Below are 18,637 nucleotides of genomic sequence, written 5' to 3' on the forward strand. Positions count from 1 at the left end.
AGGATGAGGGCGGGCGCGACCATACGCCCTGCGAGGCGCCTCTCGTTCGATTCGGAGAGGTGCCTCGAGGATCGGGAGAACAGCATCGCTATCAGAACGTCTTCAGGGCGCTGGCGACCTTGTCTGCCATCTGCGAGGCTCCCTGCTGCGGAGCCAGTTCTCCGGAGAGCACCTTGCCCACGGTCTGGTAGATCGCCTGCGAGATCTGCGGATAGACGGGCGACACCGGCCGGGACTTCGCGTTCGTCAGCGCCTTCAGCAGCACGTCCGAGAACGGCAGAGCCTTCTTGACGGGCTCGGAGGTATAGGCCGCCGCGACGGCGGGAGCGAGCGAGTTCTTGACGGCGATCTGCTCCTGCCAGTTGTCGCTGGTCATGAAGTCGATCATCGCGAGGGCGCCCGCCTGGTTCTTGGAGAACGCGCTGACGGCGACGTTGCTGCCGCCGAGCACGCCGACGCCCTCGCCCGCCGTCTGCCATGCGGGCAGCGGCATGACGGCGAACTTGCCGGCGATCGCCGACTTCTGACCGGCGGCATAGGCGTAGGGGTAGTTACGCATCGTCGCCCCGGCGCCGCCCTCGAACGCGAGGCGGGTGGCGTCCTCGTCGTACGTCAGCACGGTCTTCGGCGCGGCGCCCTTGGTGATGCCGTTCTGCATGAACGTCAGCACCTCAACCGTCTTCGGCGAGTTGATGGCGACCTCGCCCTTGTCGTTCAGCACCTCGCCGCCCGCGCTGTACAGCTGCTCAAGGAAGCTGACGGTGAGCGACTCGCTCTGCGACGCCTGGTAGAGGAATCCCTTCTTGGGGTCGGCCTCACCGTAGGAGTAGAGCTCCTGCCAGGTCTTCGGCGGCTTGACCTGGTCGGTGCGGTAAAAGAGCAGGCCCGTATTCGAATAGAACGGGACGCCCCAGTATTTGTCCTTGTAGAGCAGGGTGCCGGCCGTGGAGGGGATGAGCTTGTCCAGCTTGGACTTGATGACGTTGCTCATGTCCGCGAGCCATCCCTGAGCGGCCAGCTGTGCCGTCCAAACGACATCCAGCCGGACGACGTCGCACTGGGTGGACTTCGTCTGCATTCGCTGCGTGATCTGCTGAAGCTGGTCGTCGGCCGACGCTCCTAGCTCCACGTAATTGGCCGATGCCTCCGGGTGCGCCTTATTGAAGGCCGCCATCGTCGCCTTCCAGACGCCCGACGAGTCCGTTGGCCCGCAGACCGAGATATTTCCCTTCGCCGACTTGGCCTGCGCGGAATCGAGCGGCGCACTGGTGGCGTCCGACTTCTGGGAGTCGGAACACGCTGTGAGCGCTACGGCCAGCGCTGAGACCGCCCCGATCACCGAAACGGCACGGAACAGACGTCGTTCACCTGTCAACATCATTGTGCTTTCTCTGGTTGCTTGTGAGGTGTGTCGTCGGAGCGCCACAAATCAAGTCGGCGGGGATTTGCTGATATGTCGGAATCTCGCTATTATTCCGATTAATCCCATTTGTAGGATGAATGGAGTAGAGCACATGATCGAACCTCGTGTCAAGGCGACCAGGAGGAACCTGTCGGCTTCGATCGCCGACGATCTCCTGTTCAAGATCAAGAGCGGTCAGCTGCCACCGGGCTCGAAGGTGCCGAACGAGAAGGAGCTCATGGCGGCCTATGGGGTTGGCCGCAACACCGTCCGGGAGGCGGTTCAGTCGCTCGTGACCATGGGGTACCTCGATGTCCGCCCACGCGTCGGGGCGAGGGTGACCTCCGTACCGGTGGACGAGGCCGTCGAGTCCGCGGCCATCTCGGCATTACTGGCAGGGGAGGCCGTTGGGGATATCTATGAACTGCGGCGGGTGCTGGAGACGGCGATCGCCGAGCGTGCGGCGACCGAGGCGACGCCCGCCGACCTTGAAGCGATCGGCCTCGCCCTGGAGGACTACGAGCGCGCCCACCGGGACGGCCACGGAGCCTACCGTGCCGACGTCGCCTTTCACGCGGCGCTGGCGGTCGCCAGTCACAACGTGGCGTTCCGTAACGTGCTCGAAGGCGTGGGTGATCTTCTCCTGAACGCGCGTCAGCTTACTGATCGTCTCCCCGGCGCGATCTCACTGGCGCTGGAGGAGCACACGGAGATCCTGCGCGCGATCGAACAACGCGACCCTGATCAGGCGCGGCACGCGATGAAGGTGCACATGGCGACTTCCGTAGAGGCTTGGCGGCGTGCGCAACGGCTCTTCGTCGAGAGCTGACCCGCGAATCTGGTGATGACGAAAATTTAGTGATGACGAAAAACTGAACGAGGAACGACTTTTGCCCGGCCAGAAACGCCTTCGAGTAGTTGTTGCCAATCCTCTTCATGAGGAGTCCTACCAGCGCATCATAGAGCGCGAACCCCGTGTAACCCTGCTCAATGATCTCTCACTGCTTCCCCCCATACGGCACCGGGCGGATTTCTCCGGCGACCCGGAATTTCGGCGGACCCCTGAACAGCAGGCGGAATTCGAGGCACTCCTCGATTCAGCCGACGCGCTGCTCGGGATCCCTGACGTCGATGCCGCGGCGCTGGGTCGGGCGGTGCGGTCGAACCCACGTCTTCGCTGGGTGCACGCGACCTCGGCCGGCGGTGGTCAGCAGGTCGGGAGGGCCGGACTGAGCCCGTCGCACCTCGAGAGGGTCACCTTCACCACCTCCGCCGGCGTGCACGGGTCGCCGCTGTCGGAGTTCGTGGTCCTGGGCATTCTCAGTGGTGCCAAAGACCTTCCCCGGCTGCTGCAATTGAAAAGCCAGCGCCGCTGGAGCGAACGGTGGATGTCTCGGCAAATCTCCCGGCAAAAGGTGTTGATTCTTGGTTTCGGCGGGATCGGCCGGGCCGTCGCTCGATCTCTCTCGGCGCTGGGCATGAGTGTTACGGCAACCTCGCGCCACGCCGACGCCAAGCACCCCGATGTCGACAGATTTGTCAGCGTCGATGAATTGACCGAGGTCATCGGAGACATGGACGCGATCGTGTGCGCGCTGCCGGGCACCGATCTGACGAAAGGAATCGTCGACGAACGACTGCTCGCCCGGGTCAAACCCGGTGCCACATTCGTGAATGTGGGCCGAGGCACCGTGGTCGACGAATCGGCGCTCGTCGCGGCGCTGGAGGACGGACGGATCGGTTTCGCCGCCCTCGATGTGTTCGAGGTCGAGCCGCTGCCCGCCGAGAGCCCGCTCTGGACCATGCCGAACGTCCTGATCAGCCCGCATACGGCAGCCCTCGCCGTCGACGAGGAGGCGGCCGTCGTCGAGCTGTTCGCGGACAATGCCACGCGGCTGCTCGACGGGCATCCGCTCGTGAACGTCGTCGACACCGTCGAGTTCTACTGACCTGCGGGTTCCTGGAAGAAGTCGGTCACCCGGCCGCGCCGGGGCCGGGCAGCAGGTCGACGTCGCCCGCGTGCATCGGCTCGCCGCAGTGGGCGCAGCGCAGGTCGACGCTGCTGATCTCACCGCACGCGTGATGGCGGTAGAGCACCGGCGGGCCGGCCTCGCCCGCGAGCCACTTGTCCCCCCAGCCGGCCATGACCATGAGCAGGTCGACGAGCTCGCTGCCCTTCGCCGTCAGGTGGTACTCGTAGCGCGGCCGCATGTCGTAGGCGTGGCGCTCCAGCACGCCCTGGTCGACGAGGTGGTTGAGCCGCTCGGTCAGCACCTTGCGGGAGATCCCGAGGTCGGCCTGGATCTGGTCGAACCTGCTCACCCCGGCCCACACGTCACGCAGGATCAACGGCGACCACGGCTCCCCGATCACGTCGAGGGTGCGTGCGATGGAGCAGGCCATCTCCCTGAAGTTCGTGCGTTGCATGAGCGGAGTCTAGCAATTGGGGTTCCCTTAGGGAACTTCGAGTGTTACGGTCATGGAGTCTCTTCAAGGAACCCAAAGAACTCATGCCAGGAGATGATCACGATGCTCAACGCTGACGTACGCCGCGTGCTCGACGGCACCTCGCTCGCCCACCTCGCCACCGTCCTCCCCGACGGCGCTCCCCACTCCGTTCCGGTCTGGGTCGGCACGTACGGCGAGCAAGTCGCGATCATGACAGGCCCGGGCTCCCAGAAGGCCCGCAACCTGCGACGCGACCCCCGGGTCGCACTCTCCCTGACGCCGCCGGACAACCCGTTCCAGCCGGTCATCGTCCGCGGCAGGGTCGTCGAGTGGATCGAGGGCGACGCCGCCTGGGAGATCGTCGACCGGATCTCGACGAAGTACATCGGCGGCCCCTACACGCGCGATGTGGAGCGGGTCGTCGCGCTCATCGAGCCCGATCGGCAGACCATGGGCTGAGGCGCTCTGTCGCACGCCGTCTTGCTCGGTACGGATCGCGCGGAGAAGTTGCCTGGGCAGAGGAGCATCGATCTTCGCTTACTGTGCATCTCGGGGAAATCGCTGAGGCAGAATGTCCGAGCCAGGGCGTACAGATGCGCGGCGTGGCAGGGGGGATCAAGGGGGGATCACGGAGGATGACGTCGGGAATGGGCACTCAGGCTCAGGAGCAGCTCGGCCCTTATCGGATGATCGAGAAGATCGGCGAAGGCGGCATGGGGGTCGTCCACCTCGGTCTCGACGGCGCGGGCCGCAAAGTCGCGATCAAGGTGCTGCACCAGCATGTGGCCGCCGACCTCAAGGCCCGTGACCGGCTGGTCCGCGAGGTGGAGACCATGCGGCGGGTGCGTAGCCCGTACGTCGCCGAGGTGATCGACGCCGAGCTGACGGGCGGCCGGCCGTATGTGGTGACCCGTTTCGCCGCGGGCCGCACGCTGGAGGACGCCGTGCTGTCCCAGGGCCCGATGGAGGCGCGCGAGGTCATCAGGCTCGCCCAGGGGCTGTGCCAGGCGCTGGTGGACGTGCACGCGGCCGGTGTGATCCATCGGGATCTCAAGCCGTCCAACGTCATGCTGGTCGGCGGCGAGCCGCTGGTCATCGACTTCGGCATCGCGCATCTGGTGAACGCGACCCGGCTCACGCTGACGGGCATGTTCGTGGGGACGCCGGGCTATCTGGCGCCCGAGATCATCCGCGACTCCCAGATCACCCAGGCGGCCGACGTGCACGCGCTCGCCTCGACGGTGTTCTTCGCCGCCACGGGGTTGCCGCCGTTCGGGACGGGGGCGTTCGAGACGGTCTGCTTCAACACGATGGAAGGGCGGGTGCAGCTCGACAAGGCGCCGGTGTGGCTGCGGGACTGGCTCGGCCGGGCGCTGCAGGTCGATCCGGCGGCCCGGCCCAGCGCGCGGGAGTTGCTGCGGATGGCCAGGGCGCTCGATCCGGCGGGCCGCCCGGCTCAGGCCGAATGGCACGGAGATCGTACGCCAGCGAGCCGCCTGGGTGAGGCCAAGGGGCGCGGAGACAGCACGCTCACCATGGACGCCGTCTCCGATCTGCTCCCGCCGGTCGACTACGCCGCGAGGCGCCAGGAGCAGTCGCCGTACATACCCGCCCCGGCGCCGACCGTCCACATCGATCAGCCGGAGGAGCGCCGCCCGGCTCCGGCTCCCAAGGAACCCTTCGACCTCCAGCGATTCTTGGCCGGTAGCGGGTTCGTCGGGGTGCTCGCGGTCGTGACGCTGATGGCGTTGACCGTCGTCATGCCGGTCGCCATGGGGCTGCTGGCGGCGGCGCTCACGCTGGCGTTGCGCGTGGCCGAATACTTTTTGGGCGAGAACGAGCGGACGTTGTCCAGGGAGGCGCTCGTGGCGGGAGGTCACATGCTCCTGTCGCTGGCGTTCGGCATCGCCGCCGCGACTTTCCTGCACATGGCCGGCCGGTTGAGCGTCGGCCACGCGGAGTCCTTGGCCGCCGGCGCGTTCACGCTGGGGCTGTTCGTGCTGCCTGGCTCGGGGACGGTACGGTGGGCCGCCTCGGACATCCTCGCCCGCTTCCTGCCCGGCCGCAGCGCGACCGTGGTGACGGTGGCCGTGATGGGACCGATCGCGCTGACCTCGGTGATCGTGGCCCTGGTCCAGGCGTTGTAGCCCGGCCCGGCCGGCGTTCGGCGCGGCGTACGTTCGCGCCGAACGTGACTGCTGTCGGCGCGAACGGCATCCCCGGTGGCTTCCCTTAAGCGGGTTGGCCGGCCGCCGCGCGCGCCGCCATCCGCCGTTCGAACCACAGGGAGCAGAACGGCGGCACCGCGCACACCAGGCCCAGCACCACCGCGCCCCGGCTCCAGCCCGCCTCGCGCGCCGAGAGCAGCACGCCGATCACGTACAGCACGAAGAGCGCTCCGTGGATCGGCCCGAACACCTTCACCCCGAGTTCGCCGGTCGCGGTCACGTACTTGAAGAACATCCCGACCAGCAGCCCTGCCCACGAGCATGCCTCGGCCACTGCCACGACCCGGAACCAACCCAGCATTTCTCACCCTTTCGCCCGAAATGACGCGGATACTCTACAGGCTGTAGAGGATGGCGAGCGGCGGCCAAGGGTCGTTCTGGGGTGCATGATCGTCTGGCACACTGAGTCCATGAGTGGACGAGGTCGCCCGCCGGACCCGGACCTCGAAGCGCGGGTCCATGCCGCGGCGCTCGACCTGTACGGCGAGGTGGGCTGGGCGGGGTTCAGCCTGGACGTGGTGGCGCGGCGGGCGCGGGTGGGGAAGGCGGCCCTCTACAGCAGGTGGGGCAGCAAAGAGAAGCTGATCGTCGACGCGCTGACGGCCATGCACCCCGACCCTGACCCGAATGCCCCGAAACGGTCGGGGCTGCTGCGGGAGGACTTGGTCGTCATGGCGGTGAACATCCTCGACGGCTACTTCGATCGACGGGGTCTGGTCATCCTACGGGCGCAGATCGAGGCCAAGGTCTATCCGGAGCTGTTCGGTCATGCGCTGGAGCGGCTCCAGCGAGAGCGCATCAGGGAGGGCCGCGCCATCGTGGTGAGCGGCATCGACCGAGGCGAACTTCCGGCGGGGACATCCCCGGCTCGGGTGCTGGACGCGGTCGCGGGCATTCTGACCAACCACGTTCTGTCGACACCGGCCAGCCAGATGCCCGCGCTGATCAAGCGCAAGGAGAAGTTCGCCGAGGAGACCGTCGACTTCGTGCTGTCGGCCGTCGGCTACCAGTCAGCGGTCTGACTGTTTCAGGACAATCGGTCACTTGTTGAGCGGCTATTTACAGACCAAGTTCGTCTGTATTAGCGTGCGGATCAGCGCGCCAACGGCTTGATCGGCTCACGGATACGGCCCTGACGCGGCCTCCCGGAAGGAGCACAGACATGGCCCCCAGCCCGTGACGCTCACAGACGAGAGCCGCCCCGGCCGGATCGTCGCGGTGCCGTCTTCCTGCCCGGCCGACGCTCCGCCGATCGAGCGTCCGCCGATGCGGCTGGCGATCTAGCGTCCGGCGATCTAGCGTCTGGCGGTCTAGCGTCTGGCGGTCTAGCGTCTGGCGGTCTAGCGTCTGGCGGTCTAGCGTCCGGCGATCTAGCGTCCGGCGATCTGCAGCCGACCAGCAAGGTACGGCCCGCCTACCTGACGGAACCGATCCCCACTGAACAGTCCTAACGACCGCTGCGCACACAGGAAGGGCATTCCATGGGAGCTCTCGACGGCAGGATCGCCATCATCACCGGCGCGGGTCGCGGCATCGGCGCCTCCATCGGCCGGATGTTCGCCGCCCAGGGCGCGAAACTCGTGCTCAACGACCTCGGCGCCGGCCCGGACGGCACGGGCGGCGACGCCGGTCCCGTACAGGACGTCGCCAAGGAGATCAACGACCACGGCGGCCAGGCCGTCGCCGACACCGGCGACATTGCCGAGACCGCGACCGGCCGGCGCCTGGTCGACCTGGCTGTGGAGAACTACGGCGGGCTCGACATCGTCGTCAACGTCGCCGGCATCCTCCGCGACAAGATGATCTTCAATCTGCCCGAGGAGGACTGGGACGCCGTCATCCGGGTGCACCTGCGCGGCCACTACAGCACGATCAAGCCCGCGGCCGCGTACTGGCGCGGCCGGCGCAACCCGGACGGCCACTACCGCGTCATCAACTTCACCTCGGACTCGGCGCTCCAGGGCTCCCCGGGCCAGCCCAACTACGCCGCCGCGAAGATGGGCATCATCGGCCTGACCGCCTCACTCGCCAACGGCCTGGCCCGGTACGGCGTGACCGCGAACGCCATCGCCCCCGGCGCGGCCACTCGCCTGACCGCCACCGTCCCCGACGACAAGAAGGTCGGCGACGACTCCCGCCTCGCGGAGGTCATGTCGCCGGACAACATCGGGCCGATCGTCACCTACCTCGCCTCCACCGAGTCGGACTGGCTGTCGGGGCGTACGCTCGGCGCCGCCGGGTACGAGGTCAGGCTGTGGAACACCCCCGATGTCGTCGAGACCGTCGCCTCCGACGGCCCGTGGGACCTCCAGGACCTCGCGGCCAAGGTCGCGAAGTCGTTCCGCCCCAAGGCCGACGGCCTTCCGCCATCGCTCTTCATGGCACAGATCCCCAAGTGAGCCGATCATCACCTTAGGCCCGTCCATGCCGACAGGAGAGGGAAGCGCTATGTCCTCTGCTACTCAATCGAGTACCACCCCATCGCCCACGGCACCCATCGGCTTCTATGAGATCGCCGCCGCCGAGCCCGGCCGGGTGGCCATCATCGATCCGGACGGATCGGCTCTCACCTCCGGCGAGCTGCTGGCGCGGGTCAACCGCGTCTCGCGCGCCCTGCGGTCGCACGGTCTCACGGCGGGCGACGCCGTGGCGGTGGCGGTGCACAACGGTCACGAGTATCTGGAGTTGTCGCTGGCCCTGGGGCAGGTCGGGATGTTCCTGGTTCCGGTGAACTGGCGGCTGGCCCCGGCCGAGACGCGGTACATCATCCAGGACTCCGGGGCCAAGGTCGTGGTCATGGACGCCGAGCAGGCGGCGACGCTGCCGCCGGAGTCGCTGCCGGAGCACCGGTTCGTGGTCGGTGGCGCGGTGGACGGCTGGCGGCCCTACCCGGAGCTGGGTGCGGGCGAGTCGGCCGACACGCCGCCGCAGCGCCGGCTCGGGTCCGTCATGGGCTACACCTCGGGCACCACGGGCAGCCCCAAGGGCGTACGGTTCCCGCTGCCGGACGTCCTTCCGGAGGCGGCGATCACGTCGTTCACGGCCTTTGTCTCCCGCTACGAGATCACCGTGGCCGAGGGGGTACACCTGGTGTGCTCGCCGATCTACCACGCCGCTCCCAGCGGCCACGCCTCCGCCTTCCTGCACCTCGGCCACACGGTGGTGCTCCAGGACAGGTTCGATGCCGAGGATGTGCTGCGCGCGGTGGAGCGATACCGCGTGACCAGCGTGCACATGGTTCCCACGCACTTCCACCGCCTGCTGCGCCTGCCGGAGGAGGTGCGGTCCGCGTACGACCTGTCCAGCCTGGAGGCGGTCATCCACGCGGGTGCCCCGTGCCCGGTGCCGATCAAGCAGCAGATGATGGAGTGGCTGGGCCCGCGGGTGTGGGAGTACCTGGGGTCCACCGAGGGCAGCGTCTCCCTGGTGAGCCCGCGCGAGTGGCTGCGCAAGCCCGGCACCGTGGGACGGCCGGTGCCGAACACGGACGTGAAGATCCTCGACGAGGACGGCAAGGAGGTGCCTGTCGGGGAGGCGGGCACCATCTACTTCGGCACGTCGGGGCGGCGGCCGGCCTTCGAGTACAACAACGACTCGGACAAGACCGCGGCCGCGCGGCGGGGCGACCTGGTCACCGCCGGCGACTACGGCTACTTCGACGAGGACGGTTACCTGTTCCTGCTGGACCGGCGGACGGACCTGATCATTTCCGGCGGCGTGAACATCTATCCGGCCGAGATCGAGCAGGCCCTGATCACGCATTCCGCCGTCGCCGACGTCGCGGTCATCGGCGTGCCGGATCCGGACTGGGGTCAGAGCGTGCTCGCGGTCGTTCAACCGGCCGCCGGCGCGGTGCCCGGTGACGAACTGGCCGCCGAACTCCGCGCGCACTGCGCCGAGTACCTGGCCTCGTTCAAGATCCCGCGCCGGTACGAGTTCCGCGCCGACTTCCCGCGGACCGAGACGGGCAAGCTGCAACGCCGCAAGCTGCGCGATGCCTACATCAACCCATCGATATAAGGAGTACAGGTGAAGGTAGGTGCGCACGTCGGCGGCCCGCCGTCGTCAGAGGTCGCGCGGTTCGCCGGATGGGCCGAGGAGACCGGCTTCGACGTCGTCACCACCACCGAGGTCGATCACGATCCCTTTCTGCCACTGGCGCTGGCCGCCCAGGCGACCAGCCGGGTGCGGCTCGCGACGGGCATCGCGGTCGCCTTCGCGCGCACGCCGATGGCGTTGGCGTACGTGACCAACGACCTTCAGGCGCTCTCCGGCGGGCGCTTCGTTCTCGGCCTCGGCACCCAGACCAAGCCCCACATCACTCGCCGCTTCAGCATGGGGTGGGGCAAACCGGTGACCCGGATGCGGGAGTACATCACCGCCCTGCGCGCGATCTGGAACGACTGGAACAAGGGCGAGGAGGTACGGCACACGGGGGAGTACTACCGGCACACGCTCATGACGGCGACCTTCCGCCCGGCGCCGCACGGACACGACAATCCGCCGATCCACCTCGCCGCGGTCGGCCCGGCCATGACGCGACTGGCCGGCGAGGTGGCGGACGGGCTGATCCCGCACGGCTTCAGCACCGAACGGTATTTCCGCGAGATCACCCTGCCGGCTCTGGAGGAGGGCCTGGAGCGGGCCGGCCGTGACCGGTCTGAGGTGAGCGTCCACTGCCCGGGCTTCGCGCACGTGTACGCACCGGAAGGCTCCGTCGACGAGCAGCGGCAAATGCTGCGCGGCCGGGTCGCCTTCTACGGCTCCACCCCCGCCTATCGGGGGGTTCTCGCCCTCCACGGCTGGGAGGAGTTACACGAGCGGCTCCACGCGCTGTCGGTCCGTCCGGAGGCCGATCGCTGGGACCGGATGGCCGACCTCGTCGATGACGAGGTGCTCGACACGTTCTGTACGAGCGGCACGCTGCCCGAAGTGGCGGCGGAGCTGCGCCGCCGGTTCGGCGGGCTGGTCGGCCAGGTGCACCTCCATCCACCGGCGGGCACACCGGAGGCGGAGATCCGCGCCGCCCTGGCCACGCTCCACGACTCCGTCCTGCCCGTAGGAGAGCGAGCCCACCCTGTGGGCGAGCGATAGGCCGTCTCAGCGGGTCTCGAGGTGGGCTTGGATGGCGTCCATGACGGCCCGCGGCGAGGCCGAGCGGCTGAAGGTGGCCACCACCACCTGCTCGCCCTTCTCCTGGGGCTGCTCCAGGTGGCGGAACGTGGCGATGACGTAGCCGAGAGCGTGGTCCAGGAGCCCGAAGGGATCGTAGGCGCCGCCTGCCCGCAGCCAGCCGCGCAGGACCTGGTTGTGCGCCGCCACGACGGAGGCGGCCATGAGCTCGGCCCGCAGTCCGGCGTCGGGCGAGTCGCCGAGCCATTCGCCGACGAACTCCCGGAACAGCCGCTGGTAGCGGGCCACGCTGGCGATCTCCCGGTCGCGCAGCGCGGGCACCTCCCGGACCAGGCGGTAGCGGCGCAGCGACACCTCGGCGTCGTCGACGTAGTGGGCGAGCACGAGGCGTACGGCGTCGGTGATGGCCACGATCGCGGTGTCGGCGGCGGAGGCGCGCAGGCGGGTGTCGATCTTGGCCAGCAGCGCGTCGTGGTCGGGGAAGATCGCGTCTTCCTTGGAGTGGTAGTGGCGGAAGAACGTGCTGCGGCTCACGCCCGCCCGGGCGGCGATGTCGTCCACGGTCGTGGCGTCGTAGCCGTTCTCGTCGAACAGGGCGACGGCGGCTTCGGCCAGGCGGTGGCTGATGCTCGGGTTCGGCACAGGGGCCATTCTTCCGGATTCAGGGGTGTCCAAAACGTACGAAACTCAGTACCGTACTTATGAAACTCAGTCCCATGGACGGTGATGGATGAGACCACCTGACACCGCGGGCAGCCTCGCCCGCCTGAAGGAGCGGCTCGACGAGGCCGTCCACGTCGCCGAGGCACGGGCGGCGACCAAGCAGCACGCCAAGGGCAGGCTGACCGCCCGCGAGCGGATCGAGCGGCTGCTGGATCCCGGCTCGTTCGTCGAACTGGACGCCCTCATGAAGGGCTCGCTCGGTTACGGCGACGGCGTGGTGACCGGGTACGGGACGGTGGACGGCCGCCAGGTGTGCGTGTTCTCGCAGGACTTCACGGTCGCGGGCGGCAGTCTGGGTGAGGTGTACGGGCAGAAGATCTGCAAGGTCATGGACCTGGCGATGCGCAACGGGTGCCCGATCGTCGGCATCAACGAGGGCGCCGGGGCGCGCATCCAGGAAGGTGTGGTCTCGCTCGGGCTGTACGGCGAGATCTTCCGCCGCAACATCCGCGCCTCCGGTGTGATCCCGCAGATCTCCCTCATCATGGGTGCCTGCGCGGGCGGTCACGTGTACTCGCCGGCGCTCACCGACTTCACGGTCATGGTGGACGAGTCCTCGCACATGTTCGTCACGGGCCCGGACGTGATCAAGACCGTGACCGGCGAGGACGTCACGTTCGAGGAACTCGGCGGCGGGCGGGTGCACAACAGCCGCAGCGGCGTGGCCCACTACCTGGCGCACGACGAGGACGACGCGCTGGACTACGTCCGGGCGTTGCTGTCGTACCTGCCGGACAACAACCTCGACGAGCCGCCGCACCCGGTGTTCGAGGCGGACCTGGAGCCTTCGGCCGACGACCTGGCGCTGGACGTGCTGGTCCCGGACTCGCCGAACCAGCCGTACGACATGCACGAGGTGATCGGCGCGCTGCTGGACGACGGAGAGTTCCTGGAGGTGCAGGGGCTGTTCGCGCCCAACATCGTGGTCGGCTTCGGCCGGATCGAGGGCCGTCCGGTCGGCGTGGTGGCCAACCAGCCGATGCGGCTGGCCGGGACGCTCGACATCGACGCCTCCGAGAAGGCCGCCCGGTTCGTACGCACCTGCGATGCCTTCAGCGTCCCGGTCCTCACGCTGGTGGACGTGCCCGGCTTCCTGCCCGGCACCGACCAGGAGTGGAACGGCATCATCCGGCGCGGCGCCAAACTCCTGTACGCCTACGGCGAGGCCACCGTCCCGCTCGTCACCGTCATCACCCGCAAGGCCTACGGCGGCGCGTACGACGTGATGGGCTCCAAGCACCTGGGCGCCGACGTCAACCTGGCCTGGTCCACCGCCCAGATCGCGGTCATGGGCGCCCAGGGCGCGGTCAACATCCTGCACCGCAAACGCCTGGCCGCCGCCGACGACCCCGACACGCTGCGCGCCGAGCTGGTCCACGAGTACGAGGACACCCTCGCGACCCCGTACCTGGCGGCCGAACGCGGCTACGTGGACGCCGTCATCCGGCCGAGCGAGACCCGCCGCGAGGTGACCAGGGCGCTGCGGCTGCTGCGCGGCAAGCGCGACGCCCTGCCGCCCAAGAAGCACGGGAACATACCGCTGTGAGTAACATCGAGGACGTCGAGCGGGCGCCCGAAGTCGAGGTGCGCGTGGTGAAGGGCGCTCCGACGCCGGAGGAACTCGCCGCCCTGGTCGTGGCTTTGCGTCTGGTGCGACCGGCGGCCGACGCCCCGCGACCCGCCGTCACCCGCTCACGGCGTGTGCTGCGCCGTCCCCTCGTGCCAGGCCCGCGCGGCTGGCGGGAGTCGAGCTGGAACCTGGGAGGACACCTGTGAGCCTGCGCAAAGTGCTGATCGCCAACCGCGGCGAGATCGCCGTCCGCATCGTCCGCGCCTGCCGGGACGCCGGCATCGGCTGCGTGGCCGTCTACGCCGATCCCGACCGCGACGCGCTGCACGTCCGCATGGCCGACGAGGCGTACGCGCTGGACGGCGCCACGCCGGGGGAGACGTACCTGTCGATCGACAAGATCATCGAGGTGGCGGCGCGGTCGGGCGCCGACGCCGTACATCCCGGTTATGGCTTTCTGGCGGAGAACGCCGCCTTCGCCCAGGCGGTCATCGACGCCGGGCTGGTCTGGATCGGCCCGCCGCCGCCCGCGATCACCGCCCTCGGCGACAAGGTCGAGGCCCGGCACATCGCCCAGAAGGTAGGAGCGCCGCTGGTGGCCGGAACGGCCGACCCGGTGTCCGGGGCGGACGAGGTCCTGGCGTTCGCGCGGGAGCATGGCCTGCCGATCGCCATCAAGGCGGCCTTCGGCGGCGGCGGGCGCGGCCTCAAGGTCGCCCGCACCCTGGAGGAGATCCCCGACCTGTACGACAGCGCGGTCCGCGAGGCGGTTGCGGCGTTCGGGCGGGGCGAGTGCTTCGTCGAGCGCTACCTCGACCGGCCCCGCCACGTCGAGACCCAGTGCCTGGCCGACGCCCACGGCGGGGTGGTCGTGGTCAGCACCCGCGACTGCTCGCTCCAGCGCCGCCACCAGAAGCTGGTCGAAGAGGCGCCCGCGCCGTTCCTCACCGCGGAGCAGGAGGCCCTGCTGCGCGACAGCTCCAAGGCCATCCTGCGTGAGGCCGGCTACGTCGGCGCCGGGACCTGCGAGTTCCTCGTCGGCCAGGACGGCACGATCTCCTTCCTGGAGGTCAACACCCGGCTGCAGGTCGAGCACCCGGTCAGCGAGGAGGTCACCGGCATCGACCTCGTACGCGAGATGTTCCGCGTCGCCGACGGCGAGCCGCTGGGCTACGACGACCCGCAGGCTCGCGGCCACTCGATCGAGTTCCGGATCAACGCCGAGGACCCCGGCCGCGGCTTCCTGCCCGCCCCCGGCACGATCACTCGTTGGCACGCCCCCTCAGGCCCTGGCGTCCGTCTCGACGGCGGCTACGAACAGGGCGAGACCGTGCCCGGCTCCTTCGACTCCCTGGTCGCCAAGCTGATCGTCACCGGCGCCACCCGCGAGCAGGCGCTCCAGCGCGCCCGCCGGGCGCTGGCCGAGTTCGAGGTCGACGGCATGCCCACCGCGCTGCCCTTCCACCGCGCGGTCGTGGACGACCCGGCGTTCACCGCCGAGCCGTTCACCGTCCACACCCGCTGGATCGAGACCGAGTTCGACAACCAGCTCGCCCCCTACGCCGGACCGGCCGCCACGGCGGAACCGGTGGAGCGGGACCGGGTCACCGTCGAGGTGGCGGGCAAGCGCCTGGAGGTCGTCCTGCCTGCCGGGCTCGGCGGTCCGCAGAGTGCCGGCCCGCCCAGGGCCGCCGCCCCGCGCCGCCGAGGCACGAGTGCCGTGCGGTCCGCGCCCAGCGGAGACGCCCTGGTCAGCCCGATGCAGGGCACCATCGTCAAGCTGGTGGCCGCCGACGGCGACACCGTGCGCGAGGGCGACACCATCGTGGTCCTGGAGGCCATGAAGATGGAGCAGCCGCTCACCGCCCACAAGGACGGCACCGTGGTGGGGATGTCCGCCCAGGTCGGCGCGACGGTCGCGGCAGGCGCGGTGATCTGCGAGATCAAGGACCCGTCGTGACCCCGGCGGTTGATCGCCGAGGCGTCCGCGCCACTACCGCTCCTCGCCTGAAAGCTTCACGCGTGACCTTGGGATTTCGACTCGCCCGCGCTTGTTGAGTTGACTTCCCGCTCAAGGTGCCTCTTCCTCGGTGACGACGAGAGGAAGGGGAACGCGACATGTTCGTACGCAAGCAGGCAGGCGCCGCCTTGCTGGCGGCCACGGCGATGGTCTGCGGAGCCGTACCGCGGGCGGCGGCCGACAGCAACGAGCAACGGGCCTTCGATTCCCTGGCCAAGCCCACCGTGGCGGCGGACGGCTCCGGCACCTACCGGACCGTTCAGGCCGCCGTCGACGCCGTGCCCGCGGGCAACGCCGGCCGGGTGACGATCACCATCGCGGCCGGGTCCTATCGCGAGATCGTCCGGATCCCGGCGAACAAGCCGTACATCACGCTCCAGGGACTCGGCTCTTCGGCGGCCCAGACCGTCATCGTCAACAATCACTACGCGGGCCAGTACGGGACCTTCAACAGCGCCACCGCCTTCGTCGACGGCCATGACTTCGTCGCCACCAACCTGACGATCTCCAACGACTTCGACGAGAACCCGAACGTCACCGGCCACCAGGCGGTCGCGCTCAACCTGAACGCCGACCGCGCGGTCCTGCGCAACGTACGCCTGCTCGGCGACCAGGACACCTTCCTGGTCAACAACGCGGCCCGCGCCTACGTCGCCGGTTCCTACGTCGAGGGCACCGTCGACTTCATCTTCGGCGGCGGCACCATCGTCTTCGACAACTGCGACATCTTCGAGAAGCGCGGCACCGGCGGCCCGGTCACGGCCGCGAGCACCGACGCCGCCAAGAGCTACGGATTCCTGTTCTACAAGTCGCGGATCTCCGGAGCGTCCGCGGCCGGGACCACCACGCTGGGCCGTCCCTGGCGGCCCAATGCCCAGGTGCTCTACCGGGAGTCCACGCTCAGTTCGGTGATCAAAACCGGCCAGCCGTGGACCGACATGTCCGGCAACTCGTGGAAGAACGCCCGCTTCTTCGAGTACCGGAACAACGGCTCGGGGGCGGGCTCGAACGCCAACCGGCCGCAGTACAGCGACGCCCAGGCCGCGAACTACACGCCTCAGAGGTACCTGGCCGGCTCCGACGGCTGGAACCCCATCTCCTAAGGGAGGATCATGAACTTCCGTGCAACGTTCACCGCGCTGACCGTCCTGGCCGCGCTCGGGACGGCCGCCCCCGCCGCGGGCGGAACCCACCAGCAGCGGGCCCTCGAACCGGTGGGCATCGCGCGCACCTGGCCGAGCACCGCCGACGGGTTCGCCGCCACCAGCGGAAACGGGCTGAGCACCACCACCGGCGGCGCGGCCGGCGCCACGGTCACCGTCACCACCTACACCGACCTGGTCAAGTACGCCACCGCCGCGACCCCCTACACCATCCGGGTCAACGGCGCGATCACCGTCACCCCGTACGGCACCGAGATCAAGGTCGCCTCGAACAAGACCATCGTCGGCGTCGGCACCAGCGGTCACATCGTCAACGGCGGCTTCTTCCTGGGCACCGGCGTCAGCAACGTGATCATCCGCAACCTGACCATCCGCGACACCCGCATGGCCGACGACGACCCCGACGACAAGCTCTACGACTACGACGGCATCCAGTTGGACACCGCCCACCACGTCTGGATCGACCACAACACGATCACGCGGATGAACGACGGCCTGATCGACAGCCGCAAGGACACCAGCTACCTCACGGTCTCCTGGAACGTCCTGTCCGAGAACAACAAGTCGTTCGGCATCGGCTGGACCGACAACGTCACCGCCCGCATGACGATCCACCACAACTGGATCCACGACAACAACCAGCGCAACCCCAGCACCGACAATGTCGCCTACGCCCACCTTTACAACAACTATCTGCAGAACATCACCAGCTACGGCAACTACTCGCGCGGCGCCACCAAGATGGTGATCGAGAACAGCTACTACGACCACGTCAAGGACCCCTACTACCCCGACGCCGCCGCCCAGCTGCGCCAGAGCGGCAGCGTCTGCGTCAGCTGCACGGGCAAGCGGACCACCAGCGGCTCGGCCTTCACTCCCGGCTCGTTCTACTCCTACGCGCTCGACCCGGCCGCCGACGTCCCGTCCCTGCTCAGGACGTTCGCGGGAGCCCAGGCGAACATCGGCGCCTGACGCTCACGTCGCGGGCCGCGCGCGTCCATCACCTGGGACGCGGGCGGCCGGCGACTGAGATCCCGGAAGCTTCACGTCCGGGGGTTGGCGTCCGTCACTCCGAGCGAGTCAGCCGGACATATCCGTACGGATTGAAGAACAGATCGTCCTCGTCGTAACGGTCGCACGGGCCGGTGCGCAGCGACCAGCGGGGCGCGTCCTCGGTCATCCGGAAACCGGCGCCGTCCTCGATCTCCGCCGCGCGCGGATCGGTCAGCAGGTAGACCGCCAGCGTGTCCAGGAGCGCGACCAGCTCAGGCAGCTCGTCCTTCGCCGGCGGCTCCGCGCCGACCTCGATCTCCACCTCGGGCGCGCCGAGCAGGTGCATGCCGCAGCTGTAGAGCACCTGGCCGTCGTAGATCGGCCGCTTCACCCAGGCGGTGACGAGTGTGTCGGCCAAGCCCGCGTCCGGGACATCGGCCAGGCCCTTGTCCGGGACGTCGGCCGCTACATCGGCCAGCGTGAGCCAGCGGTACCGGCCGTGCGCGATCCCGCTGCTCTCGTTCTTCACCGCCGTGGCGCCGGACCGCAACAGCGCCGCCGTCACCGCCAGCAGCCGCCGGGAGGTGTCGAACGCCAGCTCCCGCATCATCGGCATGGACAGCAAGTAGCCCACCGTGTCGTGCGACTCGACCGCGGCCCAGTCCGTCTCGTCGAACGAGGCCGCCGCCATGCTGGCCTCGAACGCCTCCGGCATCCGGGGGTCGGGTTCGGCCTCGGAGTACTCACGGTCGAGGACGAACCCGCCGAAGCCCGCCGCGACCCGTTCCATCTCTGAAAGGGCCATCCCGGAGCCGAGTACGCACAGCACATGCCTGGGGAACGCTTCACTCATCCCGGTACATTAGCGATCAGACCTACCCACCCGTGTGGTGGACGGCGATCTCGGTCAGCCGGCACGCGGGAGCGCCCCGAGCCGGGACCTCCGGAGGAGTACGT

18 protein-coding genes are annotated in these 18,637 nt (G+C 68.7%); 13 read left to right on the forward strand and 5 right to left on the reverse strand.

All coding sequences use genetic code 11. The features are described from left to right. Positions 1-91 precede the first annotated feature (91 nt). Positions 92-1,174 (reverse strand): ABC transporter substrate-binding protein, encoded by a 1,083-nt coding sequence (locus AB0L53_RS07645; protein ID WP_363991850.1) that lies wholly within the window; start codon positions 1,172-1,174, stop codon positions 92-94. On the opposite strand from AB0L53_RS07645, the gene AB0L53_RS07650 reads away from it, so the two are divergent. Further along, a complete protein-coding gene (locus AB0L53_RS07650; RefSeq protein ID WP_363991853.1) occupies positions 1,161-2,231 on the forward strand; it encodes a FadR/GntR family transcriptional regulator in 1,071 nt (356 codons plus the stop codon). The two genes, AB0L53_RS07645 and AB0L53_RS07650, sit on opposite strands and share 14 nt — an antisense overlap. Positions 2,232-2,292: 61 nt before the next feature. Continuing rightward, positions 2,293-3,351, forward strand: a complete 1,059-nt coding sequence (locus tag AB0L53_RS07655) for a D-2-hydroxyacid dehydrogenase (protein ID WP_363991855.1) — start codon at positions 2,293-2,295, stop codon at positions 3,349-3,351. Positions 3,352-3,376: 25 nt separating this feature from the next. On the opposite strand, the gene AB0L53_RS07660 is transcribed toward AB0L53_RS07655, so the two are convergent. Continuing rightward, entirely contained in the window at positions 3,377-3,829 is a 453-nt protein-coding gene (locus AB0L53_RS07660; protein WP_363991857.1) for a helix-turn-helix domain-containing protein, read from the reverse strand. Between the two features lie 102 nt (positions 3,830-3,931). Between AB0L53_RS07660 and AB0L53_RS07665 the strand changes: the two genes are divergently transcribed. Together AB0L53_RS07665 and AB0L53_RS07670 are read left to right on the forward strand one after the other, a co-directional pair. Next, a complete protein-coding gene (locus tag AB0L53_RS07665) occupies positions 3,932-4,309 on the forward strand; it encodes a PPOX class F420-dependent oxidoreductase (protein WP_363991860.1) in 378 nt (125 codons plus the stop codon). A gap of 188 nt (positions 4,310-4,497) precedes the next feature. Next, complete coding sequence (locus AB0L53_RS07670) at positions 4,498-5,997, forward strand: serine/threonine-protein kinase (RefSeq protein ID WP_363991862.1); 1,500 nt, start codon at positions 4,498-4,500, stop codon at positions 5,995-5,997. Positions 5,998-6,082: 85 nt separating this feature from the next. Here AB0L53_RS07670 and AB0L53_RS07675 read toward each other — a convergent pair whose 3' ends face one another. Continuing rightward, the gene (locus AB0L53_RS07675; RefSeq protein WP_363991865.1) at positions 6,083-6,379 is read right to left on the reverse strand and encodes a DUF3817 domain-containing protein; all 297 of its coding nucleotides are present in this window, start codon (positions 6,377-6,379) and stop codon (positions 6,083-6,085) included. A gap of 109 nt (positions 6,380-6,488) precedes the next feature. Here AB0L53_RS07675 and AB0L53_RS07680 point away from each other — a divergent pair, with 109 nt between their 5' ends. The 4 genes from AB0L53_RS07680 to AB0L53_RS07695 all read left to right on the forward strand — a co-directional run bounded on the left by AB0L53_RS07680 (position 6,489) and on the right by AB0L53_RS07695 (position 11,172). Beyond that, complete coding sequence (locus AB0L53_RS07680; protein ID WP_363991869.1) at positions 6,489-7,100, forward strand: TetR/AcrR family transcriptional regulator; 612 nt, start codon at positions 6,489-6,491, stop codon at positions 7,098-7,100. Positions 7,101-7,559: 459 nt separating this feature from the next. After that, positions 7,560-8,477 (forward strand): SDR family NAD(P)-dependent oxidoreductase, encoded by a 918-nt coding sequence (locus tag AB0L53_RS07685; protein WP_363991871.1) that lies wholly within the window; start codon positions 7,560-7,562, stop codon positions 8,475-8,477. 49 nt (positions 8,478-8,526) lie between these two features. Then, positions 8,527-10,098 (forward strand): AMP-binding protein, encoded by a 1,572-nt coding sequence (locus AB0L53_RS07690; RefSeq protein ID WP_363991873.1) that lies wholly within the window; start codon positions 8,527-8,529, stop codon positions 10,096-10,098. 9 nt (positions 10,099-10,107) lie between these two features. Next, entirely contained in the window at positions 10,108-11,172 is a 1,065-nt protein-coding gene (locus AB0L53_RS07695) for a TIGR03617 family F420-dependent LLM class oxidoreductase (RefSeq protein WP_363991876.1), read from the forward strand. A 6-nt stretch (positions 11,173-11,178) separates the two neighbouring features. Here the strand turns inward: AB0L53_RS07695 and AB0L53_RS07700 are convergent, their stop codons facing one another. After that, positions 11,179-11,862 carry a TetR family transcriptional regulator gene (locus AB0L53_RS07700; RefSeq protein WP_357952415.1) on the reverse strand — a complete coding sequence of 228 codons (684 nt, stop codon included), beginning with the start codon at positions 11,860-11,862 and terminating at the stop codon, positions 11,179-11,181. A gap of 79 nt (positions 11,863-11,941) precedes the next feature. Between AB0L53_RS07700 and AB0L53_RS07705 the strand changes: the two genes are divergently transcribed. The 5 genes from AB0L53_RS07705 to AB0L53_RS07725 all read left to right on the forward strand — a co-directional run bounded on the left by AB0L53_RS07705 (position 11,942) and on the right by AB0L53_RS07725 (position 17,659). Continuing rightward, positions 11,942-13,480 (forward strand): acyl-CoA carboxylase subunit beta, encoded by a 1,539-nt coding sequence (locus tag AB0L53_RS07705; protein ID WP_363991880.1) that lies wholly within the window; start codon positions 11,942-11,944, stop codon positions 13,478-13,480. Continuing rightward, entirely contained in the window at positions 13,477-13,710 is a 234-nt protein-coding gene (locus AB0L53_RS07710) for an acyl-CoA carboxylase subunit epsilon (protein ID WP_363991883.1), read from the forward strand. Before AB0L53_RS07705 ends, AB0L53_RS07710 begins: the two co-directional genes overlap by 4 nt. Before the next feature lie 2 nt (positions 13,711-13,712). Then, positions 13,713-15,464, forward strand: coding sequence for a biotin carboxylase N-terminal domain-containing protein (locus AB0L53_RS07715; RefSeq protein WP_363991932.1), 1,752 nt, complete (start codon positions 13,713-13,715; stop codon positions 15,462-15,464). Between the two features lie 158 nt (positions 15,465-15,622). Continuing rightward, complete coding sequence (locus tag AB0L53_RS07720) at positions 15,623-16,627, forward strand: pectinesterase family protein (RefSeq protein ID WP_363991886.1); 1,005 nt, start codon at positions 15,623-15,625, stop codon at positions 16,625-16,627. A 9-nt stretch (positions 16,628-16,636) separates the two neighbouring features. Continuing rightward, complete coding sequence (locus AB0L53_RS07725) at positions 16,637-17,659, forward strand: right-handed parallel beta-helix repeat-containing protein (protein ID WP_363991889.1); 1,023 nt, start codon at positions 16,637-16,639, stop codon at positions 17,657-17,659. Positions 17,660-17,753: 94 nt separating this feature from the next. Here AB0L53_RS07725 and AB0L53_RS07730 read toward each other — a convergent pair whose 3' ends face one another. Then, positions 17,754-18,533, reverse strand: a complete 780-nt coding sequence (locus AB0L53_RS07730) for a hypothetical protein (RefSeq protein ID WP_363991891.1) — start codon at positions 18,531-18,533, stop codon at positions 17,754-17,756. Positions 18,534-18,637: the final 104 nt, after the last annotated feature.

The sequence above is a fragment of the Nonomuraea sp. NPDC052129 genome, from assembly GCF_040680095.1.
Taxonomy (GTDB): Bacteria; Actinomycetota; Actinomycetes; order Streptosporangiales; family Streptosporangiaceae; genus Nonomuraea.

Coding starts and splice junctions, on each gene's coding strand:
- AB0L53_RS07670 (WP_363991862.1), top strand. CDS start 4,498: ATGGGCACTCAGGCTCAGGAGCAGCTCGGCCCTTATCGGATGATCGAG.
- AB0L53_RS07680 (WP_363991869.1), top strand. CDS start 6,489: ATGAGTGGACGAGGTCGCCCGCCGGACCCGGACCTCGAAGCGCGGGTC.
- AB0L53_RS07725 (WP_363991889.1), top strand. CDS start 16,637: ATGAACTTCCGTGCAACGTTCACCGCGCTGACCGTCCTGGCCGCGCTC.
- AB0L53_RS07660 (WP_363991857.1), bottom strand. CDS start 3,829: ATGCAACGCACGAACTTCAGGGAGATGGCCTGCTCCATCGCACGCACC.
- AB0L53_RS07700 (WP_357952415.1), bottom strand. CDS start 11,862: ATGGCCCCTGTGCCGAACCCGAGCATCAGCCACCGCCTGGCCGAAGCC.
- AB0L53_RS07685 (WP_363991871.1), top strand. CDS start 7,560: ATGGGAGCTCTCGACGGCAGGATCGCCATCATCACCGGCGCGGGTCGC.
- AB0L53_RS07675 (WP_363991865.1), bottom strand. CDS start 6,379: ATGCTGGGTTGGTTCCGGGTCGTGGCAGTGGCCGAGGCATGCTCGTGG.
- AB0L53_RS07690 (WP_363991873.1), top strand. CDS start 8,527: ATGTCCTCTGCTACTCAATCGAGTACCACCCCATCGCCCACGGCACCC.
- AB0L53_RS07645 (WP_363991850.1), bottom strand. CDS start 1,174: ATGGCGGCCTTCAATAAGGCGCACCCGGAGGCATCGGCCAATTACGTG.
- AB0L53_RS07720 (WP_363991886.1), top strand. CDS start 15,623: ATGTTCGTACGCAAGCAGGCAGGCGCCGCCTTGCTGGCGGCCACGGCG.
- AB0L53_RS07730 (WP_363991891.1), bottom strand. CDS start 18,533: ATGAGTGAAGCGTTCCCCAGGCATGTGCTGTGCGTACTCGGCTCCGGG.
- AB0L53_RS07705 (WP_363991880.1), top strand. CDS start 11,942: ATGAGACCACCTGACACCGCGGGCAGCCTCGCCCGCCTGAAGGAGCGG.
- AB0L53_RS07665 (WP_363991860.1), top strand. CDS start 3,932: ATGCTCAACGCTGACGTACGCCGCGTGCTCGACGGCACCTCGCTCGCC.